Annotated in this window: 12 protein-coding genes; 3 read left to right on the top strand and 9 right to left on the bottom strand. The window is 44.4% G+C overall.

Translation table 11 applies throughout. The annotated features are described in order from the left end of the window. Positions 1-27 precede the first annotated feature (27 nt). Both FAM09_RS23920 and FAM09_RS23915 read left to right on the top strand, forming a co-directional pair. The gene (locus FAM09_RS23920; protein WP_136579689.1) at positions 28-900 is read left to right on the top strand and encodes an AraC family transcriptional regulator; all 873 of its coding nucleotides are present in this window, start codon (positions 28-30) and stop codon (positions 898-900) included. 14 nt (positions 901-914) lie between these two features. Continuing rightward, a complete protein-coding gene (locus FAM09_RS23915; protein ID WP_136579688.1) occupies positions 915-2,453 on the top strand; it encodes a hypothetical protein in 1,539 nt (512 codons plus the stop codon). 298 nt (positions 2,454-2,751) lie between these two features. On the opposite strand, the gene FAM09_RS23910 is transcribed toward FAM09_RS23915, so the two are convergent. The 9 genes from FAM09_RS23910 to FAM09_RS23870 all read right to left on the bottom strand — a co-directional run bounded on the left by FAM09_RS23910 (position 2,752) and on the right by FAM09_RS23870 (position 19,681). Beyond that, positions 2,752-4,191, bottom strand: coding sequence for an alpha-L-fucosidase (locus FAM09_RS23910; RefSeq protein ID WP_136579687.1), 1,440 nt, complete (start codon positions 4,189-4,191; stop codon positions 2,752-2,754). Between the two features lie 104 nt (positions 4,192-4,295). Beyond that, complete coding sequence (locus FAM09_RS23905) at positions 4,296-7,139, bottom strand: T9SS type A sorting domain-containing protein (protein WP_136579686.1); 2,844 nt, start codon at positions 7,137-7,139, stop codon at positions 4,296-4,298. A gap of 123 nt (positions 7,140-7,262) precedes the next feature. After that, positions 7,263-8,438: a glycoside hydrolase family 88 protein gene (locus FAM09_RS23900; RefSeq protein ID WP_136579685.1), complete on the bottom strand. Its 1,176-nt coding sequence runs from the start codon at positions 8,436-8,438 to the stop codon at positions 7,263-7,265. A gap of 31 nt (positions 8,439-8,469) precedes the next feature. Continuing rightward, entirely contained in the window at positions 8,470-10,338 is a 1,869-nt protein-coding gene (locus tag FAM09_RS23895; protein WP_136579684.1) for an alpha-L-fucosidase, read from the bottom strand. Between the two features lie 98 nt (positions 10,339-10,436). Then, positions 10,437-11,645, bottom strand: a complete 1,209-nt coding sequence (locus FAM09_RS23890) for an alginate lyase family protein (protein WP_136579683.1) — start codon at positions 11,643-11,645, stop codon at positions 10,437-10,439. Between the two features lie 91 nt (positions 11,646-11,736). Next, positions 11,737-13,884, bottom strand: coding sequence for a glycoside hydrolase family 31 protein (locus tag FAM09_RS23885; RefSeq protein ID WP_136579682.1), 2,148 nt, complete (start codon positions 13,882-13,884; stop codon positions 11,737-11,739). Positions 13,885-14,063: 179 nt separating this feature from the next. Further along, the gene (locus FAM09_RS23880) at positions 14,064-16,634 is read right to left on the bottom strand and encodes a glycoside hydrolase family 95 protein (protein ID WP_136579681.1); all 2,571 of its coding nucleotides are present in this window, start codon (positions 16,632-16,634) and stop codon (positions 14,064-14,066) included. Between the two features lie 120 nt (positions 16,635-16,754). Then, positions 16,755-19,274: a glycoside hydrolase family 2 TIM barrel-domain containing protein gene (locus tag FAM09_RS23875; RefSeq protein WP_136579680.1), complete on the bottom strand. Its 2,520-nt coding sequence runs from the start codon at positions 19,272-19,274 to the stop codon at positions 16,755-16,757. Between the two features lie 164 nt (positions 19,275-19,438). After that, the gene (locus FAM09_RS23870) at positions 19,439-19,681 is read right to left on the bottom strand and encodes a hypothetical protein (protein WP_136579679.1); all 243 of its coding nucleotides are present in this window, start codon (positions 19,679-19,681) and stop codon (positions 19,439-19,441) included. A gap of 306 nt (positions 19,682-19,987) precedes the next feature. Here FAM09_RS23870 and FAM09_RS23865 point away from each other — a divergent pair, with 306 nt between their 5' ends. Further along, a complete protein-coding gene (locus FAM09_RS23865; protein WP_136579678.1) occupies positions 19,988-20,593 on the top strand; it encodes a hypothetical protein in 606 nt (201 codons plus the stop codon). Positions 20,594-20,785: the final 192 nt, after the last annotated feature.

Raw genomic sequence — 20,785 nt, 5'->3', positions numbered from 1 at the left:
CCATTTGAAGTAAAAATAGCTTAATCAATGCGTCCCCAGCTTTTAAAAGTAACCAAAGAAATCCGCCATTCCTTCAGCGTTCGGCAGGATCTTGTGCCTTACATCAACAACCGCTGGCACTACCATCAGGAAGTTGAGCTTATTCATTTCAGAAAAGGAGAAGGCACCCAGTTCATTGGAGATAACATTAAACAATTCAAGTCAGGCGATGTGGTGCTGGTAGGCTCAGGCTTGCCGCATTACTGGCGTTTCAGCGATTCCTATTTCGATGAAAATGTAGCCTCAACCGCAGATGTTCGGGTTTGTCATTTTTGTGAGAACTTCTGGGGTGAAGCGTTTCTGCAACTTCCGGAAAATATTAAGATCAAAAATATACTGGAGGCGGCGAAACGCGGGTTACAGATCACCGGTAAAACCCGAACGGTAGTAGCAGAATTCCTGGATGTGCTGTTACATACCGAAGGGCCGCACCGCATAATGCTGCTCACCGAAGCATTAACCGCCATTGCCGAATGTAAACAGTTGGTGCCGCTTTCATCTATCGGCTTCAAGCACGATGTACTGGATACTGAAAACGACCGCATCAATGCCATTTATGATTTCTCATTAAAAAACTTCAAACGCCCGATCCAGTTAGATGAAATTGCATCGGTGGCAAACATCAGCCCTAACTCATTTTGCCGCTATTTTAAATCGAAAACAAGGAAAACGTTTTCGCAATTTCTTATTGAAGTACGGGTGGGATACGCTTGCAAACTGTTGATCGAAAACAAAATGAGCATCAAGCAACTTTGCTTTGAAAGCGGATTCAATAATTTCACCAGTTTTCATAAATATTTCAAGCTCATAACGGGTAAAAGCCCGCTGAACTATCAGAAAGAATTTATTCAAAAACAATAGTTCCTCATATAGCCATGACCATTCACCTTCGACAACATGTTGTTGTCCCAACCATTATTGCCCTTACTTTCAGTTTTCAATCGCCGGCCGATAAGTGGGAATCGAAATTTGTTTCCGTTGCCCCCAGCGGAACCATACAATATCATCCGGATGAAAAAGGCAATACCATTCCTGATTTCAGCAAAGTAGGTTATTACCAGGGCGATCAGCCGATCCCCGATGTACCGGTGGTAAAAACCATTTCGGCAAGTGATGAGAATAGCCAATCCATTATACAAAACGCTATTGATGAAATAGCCAGTCGTACGCCCGATAAAAATGGTTTTCGGGGTACCATTCTTTTAAAAAAAGGAGTGTACAAAATTCCCGGCACCCTTCGCATTACAACCAGCGGCATTGTTCTTCGCGGTGAAGGCGAGGGAGAACAGGATACCAAACTTATTGCTACCGGAAATACCCAACGCACATTGATTGATATTGCAGGAACCGGTAATATGGAAGAACGGCCCGGTTCCCGGGTAGCCATCACCGATGAGTATGTGCCCACCGGCGCTACTTCCTTTCACGTTGAATCGGCCACTAACTTTAAAGCCGGCGATAAAATAATCTTGTTTCGTCCCGGGACCGATGCGTGGATAAAAGACCTGCAAATGGATGCCATTGAAGAACGGGGCGGCACCAAAAAATGGAAACCTAAAGAATACGACCTGCGTTATGAACGGGAGATCACGAAAATAGAAGGCAATACGGTCACTATTGATAACCCCGTTGTAATGTCGCTTGAAAAACAATATGGAGGCGGCGCTATTTTTCAATCCCGTTTTACCGGCCGCCTGTCGAAAGTTGGCATTGAACAACTTCGGTTTGAATCTGCTTTTACCAGCGATACGGCAGAAGATCATGGCTGGACGGCCATTCAATTCGATAAAATTGAAAATGGCTGGGTACGCAATGTTACAGCCCGCTATTTTGGGTATGCCTGTGTTCACCTGCGCGATCATGCAAAATGGATCACTGTTACCAACAGCCGTTGCCTGGATGCCAAATCAAAGATCACCGGCGGCCGCCGTTATTCATTTTGCAACGACGGACAACAGAATTTGGTCATGAACTGCCACACCACAGAGGGTCGCCATGATTATGTAACCGGCGCCCGCGTTTGCGGACCAAATGTATTTTATAATTGTACCGCCAAACAAGCGCATTCTGATATTGGGCCGCACCACCGCTGGGCATCTGGCACACTCTACGATAATATAATTACCGATGGTGATATAAACATCCAGGACAGGGGCAATTGGGGCAGCGGTCATGGCTGGGCCGGCGTTACGCAGGTTTTATGGAACTGCTCTGCCAAACGCGCCGCCGTTCAAAGCCCCTGGGCCAATGGAAAAAATTATTGCATTGGATTAATGGGTGGAAAATTTACCGGCCGCTTATCCGGCCGTCCTGATGGTGAATGGGAAGGGCAGAATAAACAGGGACTTCAACCAGGATCACTTTTTATAGCACAATTAAAAGCAAGGAAGCCAGAGACCGGAAGTAAGAGATAGAAATTGAGGGAAATGAAAAATTATAAACCAGCAGAAATAAGGAATGAGAAAGTTAATTGCCTTTTTCATTTCTCTGTTTATCATTCTTGATTCCTCATTTAACTATTTCTTACGCTGCTCTCACTTTAATCACGATCTTCTTAACGTGCAGAAATTATAATAAGTGTAAATATACGGGCATACTAAAGAAGGCGGCATCCCGCTATAGCAGAATGCCGCCAATTAACGAACTAAACGCTTACAAAATGTTCCGGTCTCAAAAATCCAGGATACAAAACGCAGTAAATTTCTTTCTGTACTATTCCTTCACATTACCAAGACCACTGGCACCAGCACCGGTAAATCGCTTGTCAGCCACAATTCCTTTCACCTGAACTTTTATAACCGTTGCAATTGCATCAGGTGCAGTTTCAGGCAGGGTGATCACCAATCCTTCACTGCCTTTTGCAGTAGACAATTTTTTACCAGTGGCCAGTAACGTAGCCGAAGTAACTGGTTGTTGCAAACCGGGCACAACGAGTTTTTTATCTGCCGGCCAGTTAAAAACACTCAGGTATAAAATGGTATTACCATTCTTTTCTTTTTTTGTGCAACGTCCCCATGACAATGTCGCTAATGGACTTGCTTTTGTTTCATAGATGGCCTCACCGTTTACTTTCATCCATGCGCCCACCTGTTTTAAGCGTTCAATACTTTCATCAGGGAAGGTGCCATCCGCTTTGGGGCCAATATTCAATAAATAATTACCGCCTTTCGAAGCAATGTCTAAAAGATTCCTGATTATTGTTTCTGTGCTTTTCCAGTTATGGTCGTCTTTTTTGAATCCCCAGGTCCCATTCATGGTCATACAGGTTTCCCAATCTTTACCATCCAGTTCGCTCTCTTTCGGAATTCTTTGTTCAGGTGTTTTATAATCTCCGGGGAAATTAGGTCGCTTCAACCGGTCGTTTGTAATGATATCAGGTTGCAATGCCAGTGTTGCATTCAGTTTTTCAGCAAACTCATCGGTCATGCCGGTAGGCGTATCCCACCACAACACAGCCACATCGCCATAATTGGTGAGCAATTCTTTCACTTGCGGTACTGCTACCTCATCAATATATTGGGCCATGGTTTTAGTTGTTTGTGCCGGGTCCCAATGCCCACTATTGGCAGCTGTATAGGCATCAATTCGAGCAGAATCAGGATTGTCCCAGCCTTCGGTGGTTACTCTTCTGGCAGCAGCGCCGCCGGGATTATTCCAGTCCTGGGCATGCGAATAATAGAAGCCCAGCTTCACACCATATTTGCGACAGGCTTCGGCCAATGGCTTAAGCAGATCTTTGCCATATGGCGTAGCGTCAACCATATTCCATTTACTTGCATTTGATTTAAACAGGGCAAATCCGTCGTGGTGCTTGGCAGTAATTACAATGTATTTCATCCCGGCTTCTTTCGCCAATTTCACCCAGGCATCCGCATCATATTTAACCGGGTTGAAGGAAGCGGCAAAGGCCTGGTAATCGGCCATTGGAATTTTACCGCGGTTCATGATCCATTCACCAATACGTTTAATGGGCTGTCCATTATAATAACCAGCAGGTACAGCGTAAACGCCCCAGTGAATGAACATACCAAAACGGGCTTCGCGCCACCATTCCATACGCTTGTCACGGCTTACACTTTGAGCAGAAGTTTGTGCAGAAACCGTATGCAGCAAACAACAAAACAACACGAGTGCAGAAACTACTTTTTTCATATAGGCTATAATTATAAATTTTATATGATAGTGCAACTAACCAAATATTACTGTCTGTTCTTTCAAAGTAACCTGCAATTTATTCACTTATTTTAGCATTACATTCAATACTTTATCACCATTCGCACCACTCTTCTTAGGCCGTCCGTTACATGCAGAAAATAAAACCCATTCGGCTTTGCTCCTATATCGAATTGCACTTCCCGGGTACTGCTTTCCGCCAAAACGGTGGCAGCGCCGGCAATAGATCCGTTGCTATTAAAAACAGTAAATGACAAATTCCTTCCTTTCACCGGAATGAATCGTACAGTAAATGCGCCACGGGTTGGATTGGGAAATATTCGCAAATTAAATTCATCTGTCACCGATCCTAGACCCAACACTAATATGGTTTGTTGCACCGGTGAACCTGCTTCATAATTTTCATTGCCCGGCTGCCCGGCCTGAATGGTTACCAACCCCTCACCGGTTAATTTCAATGTATTGCCTGTTAACTGGCCGGAACCAGCAACAACAGTAAATCCTACCGGCAAACCCGATGACGAAGTGGAAGACAATGGAACCTGTTCGTATTTTAATTTCGGCGATATGGCAGAAAAAGAAATGCTTTGGTTGGCCTTATTAACGGTGACCGTTTTTTCAACAACCACCGGGAAGTAATTATCATTCCCGGCCTGACTGAAGCGAAGGGTAATGGCGCCTGCTCCGGTTATTGTTACAAATGAATCTGTCAAAATACCCGGTCCGGCGATCAATTCAGTGGTAACCGGTAATCCCGAACTGGCACTCGCTACCAGCTCAAAAGGTTCATCCCCATAGGTTTTATCTTGTATTTCACTGAGGGTGATCGTTTGCTGCCGCCGTTCAAACAATTCCCACTCGGCAAACTGCGTACCTGTATGCCCGTTATTTCCGGTAATGGTAAGCCGGTAATAACTATACGCAGTCATATTATTATTGATCAGGTATGTTTTTTTCAGGAACCGGGTAGCGAAGGTTTCACCAGCACGGGTATCGATCGTTGTCCAGTTCACGCCATCATTCGAGCCAGCCAGCGTCCAGTTGCTGGGATCGCGGGTAGGAACATCATTGGCCGATGTGATGGTATAATAAGTTACAATAGCAGCTACAGTTGACTGATACTGCACCCACAAATTCGTTCTTCCGCTGCGGTAATATTTTGTTTGAGAACTATTATCAATAAGTCTGGGATAATCCTCATTGGCATTGGTATTGGGATACTGTGCAGAAATGATCCTCCCATTATCTGTTAAATCAAAAGAAGATCCGGGTACCGTACCAGGAGAAACACGTGGCTCACCGGCTATTCTAATAGCTCTTGTCCGCAACGAATCACGCAAAGTGCCCTGCATTTGCTGCGGCGTGGCAATATCATTTACCGCCTGCATGCCCATTCGTTCCTGTAATTGTTGCAAATACAGGCTGCGCGGTAATACATGGGTGCCCCAGCTTTCCCAGTAACCGGTATTTACCTGCACCAGTCCAATACAGCCAATACCCCAGTTGCGGGCAGTAGGCGGACTCTGCACTTCAAAATCACTTCTAACAGAGCGGCAATTCCAGAATAAGGTTTGTGCGCCGGCCCAGCCATGCCCTGTGCCCGATGCGCCCCGGTCCTGTACCCGCATGCGACCGCCATAAATATTATCGAAAAGCAAACCGGTACTGTACCGGTGGTGCGGCCCAATATCATCGAACGTATTTTCAGAGATACAATCCAAAAATACATTGGGGCCTGTTACACGCGCGCCGCTTACATAATCATGCCGGCCACCCCAGGTCATACAACGCTGAAATAAATTACTTGTCGCATAACCATCCAGATTAAACGAGTATTTTCTACCACCTGTTGTAATAGATTTAGGATCTATCATAGCACAATCTTCCACCGTATTGAACCTTGAATTACCCAGCATACTTACAGCCGTATTCCCAAAGTATTTCACCACCACATTCCTGACCCAGCTATTTTCAACCCTGGCCATGTATACGGCCACCCAGCCATGATTTTCGCTGGTATCGCTAATAAAATCCGATTCAATGCGCATATTTTCTATGCCTATTTCACGAATGCGGCCGGTAACGTTTGATCTGTATACATCACCTCCGCCGTAAGTTTCTTCAATTGGGTCTACGATGGGAATATTTAAAGTGAGTGTGTTGCCTTGTACGGCCACTACCTGCCGTTCAAAGGTGATCCGGTATTGAGAAGTCGTCCAGCCGTACTGGCGCATATTCAGGGTATCGATCCAGGCCTCATTGGGCGTTTTTTGTATAACAATATTATTACCCACTGCAAATGAATGACCAGCCGGAACGGTTATGGTTTTTGTGCCCGTAGGCACGTATGCATCAGCAATGTGCACCCGACTGCCGCTCACTTCGCCATACCCGCTCCCCGCGCCTTGCAGAATAATAAAGTTGTGTTGCACCTGCCGGGTGGCGATTAAAACAGTTCCGGTAAGGCCATTGCCTTCTCCCCGCAACACGATACCGCCTGTTCTAATTGACAGGGAGCTATCAACCGGGTAAACACCTGCTTTTAACAATATGGCGCCCCGGTGGCCATTGGCATCTGCCGGCAAAGCTGCTACACTGTCAATAGCAGATTGGATTAGCGCACGGCAATTCCCCGGTATCGGTTGAATAGTTTTTACAACCGCCACATCTGGAATTCTTACGCCGCCACCGCGGTAACCACTGTTGGAAAAATCGGGTATCTGGTTTACAACGTTTGTCTGGCGTGCATTCGCATACTTATTGTACACCAGTTGGCCATTTTGCAATGACACCAGCGGAGCCTGCGCTATAGCGCTTTGCAGAAAAACACAAAATGAAATTAATGAGAAGATAAATGGAAAGGAAAAGACATTTCGCCAGGATGCCTGTAGCATGCCCGGGGTAGCAGCAATCGTTTTCTGAAACATAGAACAGGTTTTTTGTTGGTTAATGTGTTTGGTTTATTGCATTCTTATATCATTCCTCCTATCGGAAGCTGATCAGGTGACCAGCTTCCTGTTTTAATGTTTTCAATTTATTTACAGCTTGTCTTATTTCTTATTCTGTCTCAGCAAGGCTTCCAGGTAATAATAATCGCCATAATTCAATGGCACATCCACTTCGCTATTCGCAGGTTTTGAACCTGTGCTGTGCAACATAATAAAGCCTTTATTTTCTCCTATGGGTGAACGGTAGCTTTTTGCCAGGTTCTGCAAGATGGTATTGGCTACTGATAAATACTCTTTTTTATTCTTACTGTACTTGGCCAGTTCAAGCAAGCCGGAGGCCATAACCCCAGCAGCAGAAACATCGCGCGGCTCATTAGGAATATTAGGTGCATTAAAATCCCAGTATGGAATTTTATCTGCCGGTAAATTGGGATGATTTAAAATATATGCGGCAATATGTTCTGCCTGTTTCAGATAAGCCGGATTTTTTGTTTCCCGGTAGCACATGGTATAACCATATAAACCCCAGGCCTGTCCGCGCGACCAGGCCGATTCATCGGCATAACCCTGGTGCGTATTTCGTTTTACTACATTACCCGTTGCCGTGTCATAATCAATTACGTGATAAGAACTATAATCGGCCCTGAAATGATTTTTCATAGTGGTGTTGGCATGGCTCACCGCAATTTTATAAAAAGAAGAATCACCTGTGAGCTTTGTTGCCGCAAACAATAATTCAAGGTTCATCATATTATCAATAATAACCGGGTACCCCCATTGTTCTTTGTGATGGTCCCAGGAACGGATACAACCCACAGTTGGATTAAACCGGGTTGATAATGTTTTTGCCGATTGAACGATCACATCTTTATACGAAGCATCTTTGGTAAGGCGATAGCCGGTTCCATAACTGCAGTATATTTTAAATCCCATATCATGGGTGCCGCCATTAAATTTTTCTTTCTCCAGCAGGGCAGTAAATGCTTCTGCTTTCGATTTCCATTCCGGTTTGTGCGTGAATTCATACAACATCCATAATTCACCGGCAAAAAAACCACTGGTCCAGTCTTTGGACGCAACCAGTTTTAGTTTTCCATTATCCAGGGTACGCGGCGCCACCAGATCAGGATTGCTTCCTTTTGCTTCGGCAATACTGGTTAGCATTACCTGCGTTTGCTTTTCCGCATCGGCAAATACCTTCGAAACGCTTACAGATTGCGCCTGCGCTGTTAATCCAACAACAAAAAATGCGAATGTGCCCGCCAATTTTTTATGCATTCTGTTTTTACTTTATGTTTAATTAAATTTTTTACTTAACCTGTAATTGTAATTCCAGCAACTTCATCAGTTCACCATTATCAATAGCAACCGGTTTAATGGTCAGCTCATGGGTACCGGCAGGCAATGAAATAACATCAATATCCTGCGTTGAAACTTTTGTATCTGATCCGCTGCCAGTTATTTTTATTTCTTTGGAATGCGTTCCTGTTTGCAACACGAACGTACCGCCATTGCCTTCTCCTGCAATATATTTCATGTTTACTGCAACCGTTACGGGTTTTGTAATGCGGAATGTCCAGCTCAACCACTGGTCTTTCGATTTCCAGTTCTGCACAAAATATTTTCCGGCCTTCCCATCACCATAACTAAAGTTGTCGCCATGCAATTGCGCATCAAATGCCAGCAACCGGTGTGCTGACATATTTGGCGACAATACCTGCACATAATCTGTCTTCAATGCTTCTTTTAATTCAATGGCAATTACGGTAGTTAAAGTATCAGGCATTTTTACAGGCAAACTGATCACCATATCATTTTCATTCACGCGATTTGCCTTTAAAGGCTTTTTATTGGCAAGCAGGTATACTTTACCAATACCGCTTTTTAAACCACCCACATATAATTTATTATCTGCCGGCCAATTGAACACATGCAAATAAAGCATGTTCCCTTTTACAGTTGATACGCCCCAACTTTGCAATGGCAGCGGACTGGCTACAGAACCGTAAATACTCTGTCCATTCTTTTCCATCCACGCACCAATGCCCTTTAAAATAACCAGGTCTTTGCTATCAAATGTGCCATCACCTTTCGGGCCAATGTTCATCAATAAATTACCACCGCGTGAGGCAGCCTTGGCTAATAAATGTATAAAAGCGCTAACCGGTTTATGACTGTTATCGAATTTATGATAGCCGTATGATTCATTGGTGGTGGGAATAGCTTCCCAATCGCCCGTTACCGGAAAAAATTCCAGCGGTCGGTCTGCTGTATTCTTATAATCACCAAAACTGAGATTCGAATTTCTTGCAAGCCGGCCATTTACAACTACACGTGTATCAACTTCCCGAATGGCTTTTAAGATCCGGATGTTTTCTGACAATGGTAGTTTGGAAGGTGTATCGAACCACAAAATATCAGGATGGTATTTTGCCAACAGCTCCTTTATTTGCGGGATCGCTTTTTCATCTACATATTTTTGCGCTTTGGGCAATAATTCCGGATGAATATTAAACCAGTTTATAGCGCCATGTAATCCTTTGTCTCCTCCGGGATTTGTATATTCCCAATCGTTGCCCGGCGCATCAGGATGCTCCCAATCAAACGCATGCGAATAATAGAACCCGAATTTTATGCCGTATTTATGACAGGCTGCAGACAGCGCCGCCATTGGGTCCTGCTTATAAGGCGTTTGCTGCATAATATTGAAATCCGACACTTTTGAATCATACATTGCAAAGCCATCATGGTGTTTGGAAGTAATGATCATATATTTCATGCCTGCCTCTTTCGCATGACGCGCCCATTCATCGGCATTAAACAAAACGGGATTAAACTGATGGGCCAATACGAGGTAATCTGCCCGGGTAATTTTTTCTTTTCGCATCAGGTGTTCGGCATAACCCTCTACCTTTTTCCCTTTCCATTCACCGCCGGGCAATGAATAAACGCCCCAGTGAATGAACATGCCAAACCGAGCCTGCTGCCACCATTGAATGCGCTCATCATGATTTTTCATGGATACAGTCCACCAGCCATTTATAGCTTCGTCAATAGCTTGTTGGTCGCGTTGTCTGCCGCGGTTAAACATTTCTTTGTCTTCATCACCGGATACCTGAGAAAAGGTTACCAATGGGATGAAACAGCATACCAGAATAAATAGTTTTTTTTGTATCATGTACAGCGTTCTTTAGTTATTGAGTTATTAAGTTATTTAGTATTTGTCGGCCTGTGTAACTCGTAAACTAATGAACTAAATAACTTACGAACTTGTGTTTACAACCAGATCAACGGATGCCGAATCGGTAAATTCCTGATCACCTCTTCTACTGTTGGTGCATGTTCCAATCCCTTCCAGGTCTTCAACCACTCTTTACTATCATAGGCATTGGCTCCAAAAATTAAAAAAGGTTGTGCTACCGGCCAGTTATCCCAATACATCACATCAGGGCTTTTAGGCCATTTGCTTTTGTCTACAATAAAAGGATGCAGGTATTCAATGCCCTTACGGATGTTTCTTCCATCAGTTGTTGTATAATTCCACAGATTATCTTCTTTAGTCGAAAGAATCTGACAGATGGTTGTCAGAGCATCTAGGTTAAAGATCGAATAGCCATACGGTTTGGTCCTGCGTAATTCCTGGGGAAAGCTGCCGTCTGCCGCCATCTGGTTGGGTAGTAATACGTTCTTATACCGGTCGCGGCAAAAGCGCATTAACGTGTCATTATGTGTAAACCTGGCAAAGGCGGCGGTTTGCATTACCCAGCAGGTGCCATGGTTATTGACTGCGTTCATTTCGTCCTTACCGTATTGATGAGTGGTCAACCACTGCAGGTATTTTTCAAACCAGTTTCTGATCGCTTCCAGCAACTGCCGATCCATACTTTTGGCATTTTCCATTACCAACAATCCCTGCACCACTTCCATCAATTGAATGGTATCAATGATGCCTATGCCCCTGCCGGTGAACCTGCCTTTAATAGCCTGGGCAAATTGCAGACTGGGGTTCATCATGGTGGCTGTATCTACAAACCAGGCTTTGCAATGACGCAATACCTGGGCAACATATTTTTCATCACCGGTGAGCTGATAAGCCGATGCCAAAGCCCCAACAAGTTGGCTCAACCGGATCATCGCATGTCGATGGGCCACAAAGTTTTCAGGATTGGTCATTCCGTCACGTTGCACATACGGACTATCAGGAAACTGTGTATTTGGCCACCAGTAATCGCCTTCAGAAAAGAAATCGTGTTTACCACCAGCGCTGCGTGGCGATGATTGCTCGGTTACTGTAACCGGGTGCTGCAGCATTGCCCAGCCTGCCTGCTGCAAAATTTGTTTGCGCAGGGTTTTCATCACCTCACTTTTATAATCCTTTAGTGAAAAAATTCCAGGCTGATCTTCTTCAGCCCCCGCAGTCCGAAATGAAACATTTGCTATTAAAGCAAACAGCATCCAGCAAATCGCTATTTTTTTAAGTTTCATAATCTTCTTTTTGTATGCAATATGTTATCGGCCTCCCCGGCCTTCCCGACTTGCCGGGAGGGTGCATTTAAAAGGCATAACATGTCAGCTCTTACTTTGTCATAAACTCAAACGTCACATTACCAACCGTATTCGGCTTGCCTTTTACCGACGCCGATATAGTACCCTTTAATTTTCCGGATTTATCTTTCTCCACTTTTATTTCGCGCCAGCTATAATCGCCTTTTTCATAGTTATACGTTTCACCATCATCATCGTACAGCATATATTTTCCAGGCTTCTCTCCATAATACCTGACCGTAAGATCAACTCTTTCACCAGCCACAGGCGCATGTAACAAAGGTTTCATCATAGGAATAATAGCGCCGTCTTTTACATAAACAGGAATTTTATCCAGGCCAGGTGTAACCGTTATTACCTGTCCGTCACCGACAAAAGCGCCGGTGTAAAAGTCGTACCATTTGCCTTTGGGCAATACCACTTTACGCGTTTGCTGCCCGGCAAACAGCGGCGCTATCAGTAAATAATCGCCCGCCATGTATTGGTCCTTGATCTCTTTTGACACCGCTTCGGCATAAGGATTCTCTTCGAGGTTGGCACTCCCGCTTTCTTTTTTGATTTCGGGCACAAATCCTTCTTCCAGATTCATGGCCCTGAATGGCGGAATACCTTCAAAATGATAGCGTGCAAATGCCGAGTACCAGTATGGCATCATTTGCATACGCAACAATGCCAATTGTTTTATCGGTTCTGCCACTTCCGGATACGACCAGGGTTTTGTTCCACTGGCCCAGGCATTGATCATGGCCATAGGAGAAAATATAACGGTTTGAAACCGCCGCAACCATTCTTCCGATGTTTTGGAAGCCCTCGCCTCGGGGGTCCACAATACACCGCTAAATCCACTATTGATAAGCGCGGTGATAAAATCTTCATGGTTATAGTAATCGTTGTAAATAACATAAGGAAAAGAAACGCCGCCGGCATTGGAGGCGCGCACCAAACCGAATGTTCTTTTATTCTGCTGATGATATATTTCCTCACTGTAACGTTGTACCAGCAAGCCATAGGTCTGACGCATTTGTTCTGCGGTTATTCCAGATGGGAAAGAAGCTACATCCGGCCACAGGTAATGATCGTAGCCGTCTACCTCATCAATCTTATACCCGCTAACACCCATAGCCACCTGATTGCTTTTTAACTGATCAAAAAATAAAGTGCGGGCCTGCGGCATTGTAAGATCAGGGACCAGTCCATTCCAAACTGTATGCGAACTACTGTAAGGAATGATGGCCTTATAAAAAGGCGCATCAGGCGAAACATATGGATTGGTCCAGAGATTAACGCGGATATTTTCTTTTAGCAGCTCCTGTACAAAACCGGCGGGATTGGGATATCGTACACTGTCCCAGGAAAAAGTGCACGGATAGCTTTTGCTTTGCCATCCGGGTTCCAACCCAATATAATCGAGAGGGTAACCTTTTTCCCGGAACGCAGCCACTTCTTTCTTCACTTCTTCTGATGTATATAAAGATTTTACCCGTTGCGTAAAGCCCAGCCCCCACCGTGGGGGTAAACAACCGCCACCATTGAACAGATTGAAGCGGCGCACGGCATCTAACGCAGTTGGACCGCCGAATACGTACACTTCTACCCCCGCTGCGGGCACTAGGATCTCAACCGCATCGGAATATGGCCGGGAGCTCCAGCTTTTATCAGTATTACGGTCCTTTACTACGGGCGCAGTTTTACTGTCTTTCCGAACGGCCGTTCCTGCATAAATATTTAAATACCGGGCAGAATTGATAAACACCCCATACCCTTTTGAAGAAACATAAAAAGGTGTTGGTGCATGTGTTCTGCCATTGTCTTTTCCGCCATAGTGATCAACATGCAATTGCGAAATTTTACCACGCTGGTGCACCGTCTGAAAATTCAACCCAAAACCATACAACTGTTCTTCTTTTTGCAAAGGGAACCGCAGATAGGTTTTTCCATCCACCACTTTTATGGAAATATCGCTTTGGCTTAAAGGAAAAGATGCTTGTGCAATGGCGGCTAACGCTTCTTTATTTGGTGTTGCACCGGATGCTTTTATTAAATCATACGCTTCGGGCTGCCCCGCTACCACCTTCCATACGCCGGGTGCTGTTTCTGTCCATGACAGGTTCTGTGACCGTGCAATGGCGGTCTCTACTATCAATAATATAACCAGTAATAACCTTCTTGTATTATTCATATGGTTCTTTTCGTGAATGGTGAATGGTGAATGGTCAATCGTGAAACATTAATGGGCTAGTAGTAAGAGGCTAATAGCTAGTAGGGCCTTTATTCGAGACTCACTACTCATATATTATATTCTTATTTCCTAGCTCTTACATCCTGCTTTTTTTCCTCCTACTCGCCACTCGCTACTTACTACTCATTTACCGGCACAACAGTATACACCTTCTCTTTCTCCGCTACAAAATCAATGGTATATCGCTCCGGTATTTCCAGCTCTGTCAATTTCGCCTGCTGATTTTTTTCATAGGGCGGTTGTCCATACGAAGTATTCAACTTGTTGACTTTACTGCCTGTTGCCTTCTTCGAAGAGGCTTCTATTACCTTAATGGGTTGCGGCGCACTGATGCGGCATGGCCCGCCTACCACGGCAACAACTGTAGCTTTAGTCAACTTTCCTTCTTTCCAGTTAATAGCTACTGTAAAATTGCCGCGTGCTTTAATTCCACGGATAGAACCGTTCTTCCAGGCATCGGGCAATGCAGGTAATAAAGCCAGTTCGCCATTATGACTTTGCAATAACATTTCGGTCATACCGGCGGTAGCGCCAAAGTTGCCATCTATCTGAAAAGGCGGGTGCGCATCGAATAAATTAGGGTAAGTACCACCGCCGCTCATGGCATCTCTGCTTACCGTTGGATCAATATAGGTGAATGCATCGCTTAAAATTTTATAGGCATGATTGCCATCCTGCAAACGCGCCCACCAGTTTATTTTCCATGCCATAGACCAGCCAGTGCTTACATCGCCTCTGAAAATGAGCGATTGCTTTGCGGCCGCCGCCAGTTCTGGTGTGGTGGCAGGATTGATCTGACTTCCAGGATACAATCCGAACAAATGCGACAAATGGCGATGCTTATCCTTAGGATCATCCCAGTCTTTATTCCATTCCTGCAACTGGCCGAATTGACCAATATGATAAGGATATAATTTCTCTTTTGCTTGTATTACCTGGTTACGAAACACTTCATCTGTTTTGAGTAAGCTGCTTGCTTTAATGACTGCGGTGAACAATTCGCGAATAATACTCATGTCCATAGTTGTTGCCATGCCAACCTGAAATTCCTTACCATTTATTTTCATGGTGTTTTCAGGCGAAGTAGAGGGATTGGTAACTAAAAATCCATTTGCCGGATCAGTGATCAGCCAATGCAACATAAACTGAGCAGCCCCTTTCATCAGCGGCCATGCACTCCTCAAAAATTGCTCATCGCCGGTAAATAAATAATGCTCCCATAAGTGTGTGCATAGCCAGGCGCCGGCCATTGGCCAACAACTCCAGCGTGGCATACCGCGCGGGTCCCATTCATAGCCACCAGGCGGTGATGTTTTCGCCCACAGGTCAGAATTATGATGCACAACCCAACCTTCTGGTATATTGTAATTCACTTTAGCCGTTTGCGCTCCATTAACAGCCAGCTCTTTTAAAAAACTGAATAGCGGTTGATGACATTCAGACAAATTAGTATTCTCTGCCAGCCAGTAATTCATCTCAGTGTTAATGTTGGTGGTATAGTTACTTCCCCATGGCGGTTTCACATGGTCATTCCATATACCCTGCAGGTTGGCAGGTCGTGAGCCCGGCCGTGAACTGGCAATTAATAAATAGCGACCAAACTGATAATATAAAACCTGTAGTTGCAGGTCTGTTGGCGCTGAGGCATATTTTTTCAACCGCTCATCTATAGGAAGTTTTGCGGCATCCTGGTTATCTTCCAGTTTTAGTTCAACCCGTTTGAACAATGACTGGTAATCGCGAATATGCGCCAACTTTAGCTGTTCATAAGAAAGCAGCCATGCTTTCTGCAAATTGGCTTTCGCTTCGATGGCAGGATCTTTTCCTTCAAAACCCGGCGATTTATTAAATCCATTAAAGCTGGTGGCTTCCGACAAATAAATAGTTACTGCGTTCGCGCCACTTACAACCAGCTCATCACCCTGTTGTTGTACTTTACCGCCTTCTGTTTTAATTTTTACATGCACTTCGAAATTCATGCCTTCACCTTTCTCCCCCACCGTGTCATACACCACCTGCTTCGGTTCATAATCTCTATTAGCTACAAATTTTGGTGCTTTACCTTGCAGCACCAGGTAATCAGCAGCCGTGGTTTTTGTCTTGAATCTTAGTTTACTTGTTAACCCAAGCGTTCCATTGATCGCACCTTTTTTATCGGCCGTGATGCGCATCATCAGTACTTTGGCAGGATAACTGATAAAAGTCTCCCGATGATAAGTTACATCTCCTATTTTATACCGAACAGTAGCTACGGCGTTGTTCATATCCAGATCACGGTAATAAGTACCCGGTAACGAATCCTTCACATTCAAATGCCACCATACATCAGCCAGCGGTAAATATCGCGCGGAGTAAGGTCCCTGCATTTTTTTCCATAAAGCGGCTGCCTTTTCATAATCGCCCTCAAACACCGCTTTCCGAACCTGAGGCAACACGTTTGGCCCATCGGGATTATTTCCAGCTTCTGGATAACCCGACCATAATGTATTGTCATTTAATTGCAGCCGCTCAGTAACCAATCCGCCAAATACCATAGCGCCGGTTTTGCCGTTGCCCAGTGGCAACGCTTCTTCCCAGGCTACCGCCGGCTTATTGTACCATAACTTTAATCCATGATCATTTCCTGGTTGCGCATACACCGTAGCGCATACCAGTTGAATGAAGCAACATATCGTTATTTTAAATCTCATATGCTTGAATAAAGACCAGAAAAATACACCATTAACACTTCACAAAATTTATCCCTCTTAATATAATGTACTAAAAACAAGGCAATACCCTATTTATCCTGCCTTTTCTCCGAACCTTTCTTATAAATCCTTAAAAACAGTAGCCAATCCTTCACTCTTTACACTGATCACCGAACGGCCGCCATTGGTATGCACCCGAATAATAGCCCGGCCATTGTAAGCCTGTACGTATCGCGATCCGGATGGCGTGCCCTGGTTATCGATCAGTTTGCCATCACCGGCTAACCCGAACCGTATCCAATTAGTAGCATCCAGACATGGCACATTCTTTTCATCGAGCAATTTTACCTGCATTGTGGCAATGCCATTTTCTTCACTTATTTTTTCCAGCAACAGCTTAGCCGGCTTGCCCCATTTTTCTGATTGATATTGAAAACGGATAGAATCTTCTACAACTGTTTTGCCACTCTTTGCAATTACTTTCAATTGATGCACCCCTTTGGTGAACGGCACATTCCAGCGTAACCCGGCAGCAGGAAAATCCTGGCTGCTCCGTTTTTTAATACCATAGCTTTTACCATTTACAAAAAGCTCTGCTTCGGAACAGTTGGAGTATACTTTTATCATTTTCTCCTCTCCTTCATCGCCCCATCGTACCGGCCATGAATGCCCGTAAATATGCACCATCGGCTGTGTGGTCCAATATGATTGAAATACAAAAAAGGCTTCTTTTTTGGTGAGATCCCGCTCAACGACTCCTTTCTGGTTCATATAAGGCACCGGATTATCAGGTCTTACCGGCGTTGAAAAATCTTTGAATGGCCATTGGGCGGAACCAGTTAGCCAGGGCATTGTTTCCTGTTCTTTTAAATGCCAGTCAACGAGATTGCAAATATAGGATTCGCTCCAGTCGCCATCTTTTGAAACACGCGCAGCGCCGCCATACAAACTGGCATCTCCAGCCCGTTCATCAGTGCCATTGCCTGTCTTTACTGCCTGTAATGCTTTATCAGGATTTTCAGCATGACGACCAGCATGGCTGTCGCCACCCCATTCTACATGCAGAAAATGATTTACTTTCTTGAACTCATCTTCAGATGTCTTTTTATATTCCGTAAAAACACCGCGATACCAGCCAGCCCAGATAGAGGGCGAGTAGACATCAACAATGTCTTTACAAAAATCACAACGACGAATAGCTGTTTTGCGGGAAGGGTCCAATTGGTGAGAAAGATCGTGCAGGCTTTTCATAAAAGTGCGGATCTTCTCTTTATCAAATTCCGGGAAATCACCGGGCCAATCGTTTTCATTGCCCATCCCCCAAATAATAATTGCCGGATGATTGTAATGTTGTTCAACCATATTGGTAAGCATCCGGCGTGCCTGCTCCTGGTATACAGGTCCACCCAATCCACCGCGGCACCAGGGAATTTCTTCCCAAACCAAAATACCTAAACTATCACAAAGGTTCAGAATAATGCGCGATTGCTGGTAATGGCCTAAGCGAATGAAGTTCACCCCCATTTCTTTCATCATGACCATTTCCCGGCGCATCATGTCTTCTGTCATCGCAGCTGCTACACCTGCATGGTCTTCGTGCCGGTGGGTCCCTCGTAATAGCAATCGTTGGCCATTTAATAAAAACGGACCATGATCAACAAATTCAAAATGACGGAAACCTATTTTTTCTTTTTGTACAAAACTTCCTGCTTCGGTTGTAACCGTTGCTTCTACCGAGTATAGAACCGGTTTTTGAGGCGACCATAGCTGCGGTGCTTTTATAGTGAAATCAACAAGGTGTACATCCCCGGTAAGGCCTCCCTCCTTCTCCCTCCGGTGGAGGGGGAGTTGTAAACTGTCTGTAGTTACTTCTTTTTGTTGCATCAATTTTCCATTCGGGTCAATCAGCTTAACAAGAAGTCGCTTCCCGCCCCGGGCCTCGGCCCCCTCCCGGCCTCCCCCGGTGGGGGAGGAGAAAAGCCTGGCTGATACCTGCACAGTACCTACTTTCCCGGCCTTATCGGTTGCGGCTTTTGCAAATAATTTGTCTATGGCAACCGGTGGCGTATACACTAAATTCAGGTACCGGTAAATACCACCATATAAATTAAAATCCGATAGGTCAGAGGGGATCATCTCCAAGTCTCTTGTATTATCGGTCTTTATGGCAATAGGAATTTTTCCTTTGAACTGCGCTTGATACGCGGTTGTTTTTCGAAACGCTTCAACCGCATCCGTAATATCTACCGACCACTCATCGTATCCGCCGGTATGTGAACCTACTTTAGTCGTGTACACATATACATCCGTCTTCTGACCAGCGCCTTCAAAAAAAAGCAGGGTACGGCCATTGCTGTATGGATTTTGAATATCGATCTGTGTTCTATACCAGGCTGGCCCCTGGTAATAATTCACATCGGGGTCTACTCCATCTTCAGCATTTACACAATGCGGTATCTGTACGGTTTGCCATAAGGGTACACTCTCCGGGTTGCCTTTACCAACCGGACGAACTATTTCCCAAATTCCACCTACATCCTGTTTTAAAAACTCCCAGTTGCCTGTTAAACGAATCGATTGCTGGGCACGTGCTGGTCCGTTTATGACCATCAATAAAAACAACCATCTAATTATTTGCATTCTTTCAACTATTATATTCCAATGCTGTTTATGCGTTTAAAAAAATCAAGATTGAACATTCTTATCAATAGGTTGCATGGCACCTATGTTAATTATTAACCCGGGGCATACAATATGTCCCGGGTCAATGCAACTAATATATCTTATTACTATTACTTCCATACTCAACCCATCTGTACACCACTTGAATAGGACTGCCGCTCTTCAATATGTTTTTCAGAAACAGAAGAAATGGCGCCGGTAACATCTTTCTTACGTTGCGTATCATATCCAACTACACCATGTACAGTTACGGATTGTACCCTAATGATAGCCGTTTTAAAACAACAGGTAAGAATAAGGGGAAGAACAAATACCCGGCGCAATGGAGCAAATAAGCACCGTAAAGAAAAGGGTTTCTTTTCCATAATAGCAGTCAATTTTTACAGATCATACTACCTGGTTAGACCAATATGAAAAGCCGTCGTTTTACAATAGATTTTTGTGTGTAACAACTGCAAGTACGTTACATTTTACCATGATCTACTTTGCTAAATTGACATAGTCATAAGCTATTTTAACATCGCATAAATCAATCCTTTTTACCTCTTTATTTTCCTGAATTTGAGAAAAAGGAAAAACTGTCATACACGCTATTATGCTCTGTTTTTCTGACAGTTACACAACCTGGTACCGGGCATAGTTTTTTCAGGCATACCAGTAAACGATCCGTTATGGCAAAAACAAAAACAGCTAAAAATAAACAACCTGAAAAAGAACAAAATGAGGCTACTTCTTTTGATCAGCAGCCAACAAGTGCGAAGGATTCCAGTGCAGGCAAAAGAAGAAAAGAAAAACTGACTCAGGACCAGAATGATGCTTACATTGAAATCCCCGACGTATCAGATATTCCCGGGCAGGAAAATATTATAAATGCTGGCGTGCCCGGCGCTATGAGCGATACTACGATTGCATCTGACGATGAAGAGGGCATTCGTGATGGAAAGGACATTCTCGCCGAAGATGACAACGTAGATATTGTCATGGGTACTGAGGCCGATGTAACAGAAGAAGACCTGGTGTTGTTGGGAGATCCCGACCAGGATATGGATATGAGCGAAGATGAACTGGTAAGAAAAGAAGGCCTCGATGATACCGACTTTGACGGTGATCCCTTGAATGAAGCCGCAGTTGATGAAGCCAGCACAGGCGATGACCTGGATATGCCGGAAGAAGATAATGAAGATGCGAGGAAGTATGTAGATGATGAGGAAAATGATTATTACAGTTTAGGAAGCGGCGATAAAGACGCCCTGAACGAAGGAAGAAGAGACGAATAGGATATATAGGGATTACAACAAAAAAAACGGTAAACCATGCGCTTTGAGCGGATGATTTACCGTTTTGTGTTTACCATGCTAATATTATTGAATAATTAGACAACCTGCCACATAGGTATTAAAACCAGGTTACCCTCATTTTATAGTACTTTCACAGCGACAGATCCACTTTATTATTCTTTCAAACGATTA

Source organism: Niastella caeni (genome assembly GCF_004834005.1).
In the GTDB taxonomy this organism is placed as follows: Bacteria; Bacteroidota; Bacteroidia; order Chitinophagales; family Chitinophagaceae; genus Niastella; species Niastella caeni.
This window is presented reverse-complemented; position numbering and strand designations above follow the sequence as displayed.